Source organism: Neisseria sp. P0021.S005 (assembly GCF_051956955.1).
This window is the reverse complement of the sequence record NZ_JBQCWY010000590.1, coordinates 1-1,907: the sequence shown is the minus strand read 5'-3', so window position 1 is coordinate 1,907 and position 1,907 is coordinate 1. Positions and strand designations below refer to the sequence as shown.

4 protein-coding genes and 1 pseudogene are annotated in these 1,907 nt (G+C 44.0%); all 5 read right to left on the bottom strand.

The window, feature by feature from the left end; translation table 11 throughout:
* Positions 1 to 182, bottom strand: a pseudogene (locus tag ACTHUE_RS17255) (phenylalanine--tRNA ligase subunit alpha); the annotation flags it as partial.
* 248 nt (positions 183 to 430) lie between these two features.
* Positions 431 to 790: a 50S ribosomal protein L20 gene (gene rplT / locus ACTHUE_RS17250; RefSeq protein ID WP_003675502.1), complete on the bottom strand. Its 360-nt coding sequence runs from the start codon at positions 788 to 790 to the stop codon at positions 431 to 433.
* A gap of 12 nt (positions 791 to 802) precedes the next feature.
* Positions 803 to 1,000 carry a 50S ribosomal protein L35 gene (rpmI, locus tag ACTHUE_RS17245; RefSeq protein WP_003675505.1) on the bottom strand — a complete coding sequence of 66 codons (198 nt, stop codon included), beginning with the start codon at positions 998 to 1,000 and terminating at the stop codon, positions 803 to 805.
* Between the two features lie 143 nt (positions 1,001 to 1,143).
* Positions 1,144 to 1,665, bottom strand: a complete 522-nt coding sequence (gene infC / locus ACTHUE_RS17240; RefSeq protein ID WP_079453677.1) for a translation initiation factor IF-3 — start codon at positions 1,663 to 1,665, stop codon at positions 1,144 to 1,146.
* 17 nt (positions 1,666 to 1,682) lie between these two features.
* Positions 1,683 to 1,907: His/Gly/Thr/Pro-type tRNA ligase C-terminal domain-containing protein (locus ACTHUE_RS17235; protein ID WP_440424053.1), on the bottom strand; the 225-nt coding region annotated here is incomplete at its 5' end.

Genomic DNA, 1,907 nt, shown 5'->3' with positions numbered 1-1,907 from the left:
TTGATGTGCGCGCCTATGGTTTTACGCTCTTCAGGAGACATTTGACCCAAAGTTTTCAAAAGTCCGGTCAATTCGCCGGTTTTACCAAGATAGCGTGCTTTAATTTGTTCTAAGGCATTGAAGTCTTGCGCGGCTTCAATAGCGGCAATACCTTCTGCAACGATACGGTTTACATTTTCCATGGTGGTTTATCGTCTGTTTGTTGATGGCAGGCCGTCTGAAACAACAAAGCCGTCTGTTGGATTTGATTGCAAACCCGTTCAGACGGCCTTTTGTCTTACTGCGGCCAATCCGTTTGATAAGAGAGGCCTATTTTATCGCAAATTAGTATAAAAAAATAGAGTTTAAAGAAAGAAAATCAACTACATAGGATTTCTTTAAGAAAAGAAAAAAGGAAGCATACGCTTCCTTTTTAAATAATCTTATCGAATTAAGCAGCCAAAGCAGCTTTAGCTTTTTCAACCAATTGTGCAAATGCAGCTTTGTCGAATACAGCCAAATCAGCCAATACTTTGCGGTCGATTTCGATAGCAGCGCGTTTCAGGCCGTTCATGAATTTGCTGTAAGACAGACCATTTTCACGGGCACCTGCGTTGATACGAACGATCCACAGTTGACGGAATTGACGTTTGCGTTGGCGACGGTCACGGTATGCGTATTGACCGGCTTTCATTACCGCTTGTTTGGCAACACGGTAAACGTTTTTACGACGACCGCGGTAGCCTTTGGCTAACGCGAAGACTTTTTGGTGACGAGCACGAGCGGTAACACCGCGTTTTACGCGTGGCATATTCTAAACTCCTTAAGCGTAGGGCAACATTTTAGCAACAGAAGCCAAATCGCGTGAATCCACCATAGCGGTGCCGCGCAATTGACGTTTAGTTTTAGTGGTTTTTTTGGTCAGGATGTGACTTTTGAACGCATGACCGCGTTTTACACCACCGTTACCCAGTACTTTAAAGCGTTTTTTCGCGCTAGACTTGGTTTTCATTTTAGGCATTGGAAAACTCCATTCGTTATTAGATAAGGTATAAGGGGTTTTGAAATAAAATTTCAAACACTTGGAACCCAAAATACCACGGTTTTTGCCGCTAATTAAACCTTATTCCGAGCGGCAATCGAAATAAGCCTTGCATTATAGCTTTATTTCTTCTTAGGCGCAATCATCATCACCATTTGGCGGCCTTCCATTTTAGGGAAGGACTCGATTTGTGCCACTTCAGCCAACTCTTCTTTTACGCGTTCAAGCAGTTGGGCGCCCAATTGTTGGTGGGCCATCTCACGACCGCGGAAACGCAATGTCACTTTGACTTTGTCACCATCGGCAAGGAAGCGGTTGATGTTGCGCATCTTGATTTGATAGTCGCCTTCATCAGTACCCGGACGGAATTTAATTTCCTTGATTTGTACCTGCTTTTGGTTTTTCTTGGCTTCGTCGCGCTTCTTGGCTTGTTGGTATTTGTATTTACCGTAATCCATCAGTTTGCATACGGGCGGTTTGGCAGTCGGGGAAATTTCTACCAAATCGACATCTTGCTCTTCGGCCATAGCCAGAGCTTCACGAACTGAAACGACACCAAGCTGATCGCCTGACTCACTGATTAATCGCACTTCTTTGGCGGTAATTTCACCATTGATTCGTGCTTCGCGTTCTTGAGCGATGATGAATACTCCTATAAAAATTAATGATTGACGAGGGCGTCAGTGATTTCTTGCTGCAATTGCGCAATAAAATCATCGACATTCAAAGAACCCAAGTCTTCTGCTTTGCGGCGTACCGCAACTTTGTTTTCTTGTTTCTCTTTATCGCCGACAACGATTTGATAAGGGAAACGGTATTGGCTGTTGTCACGGATTTTGTAACCGATTTTTTCGTTACGCAAATCCAATTCGACACGGAAGCCTGC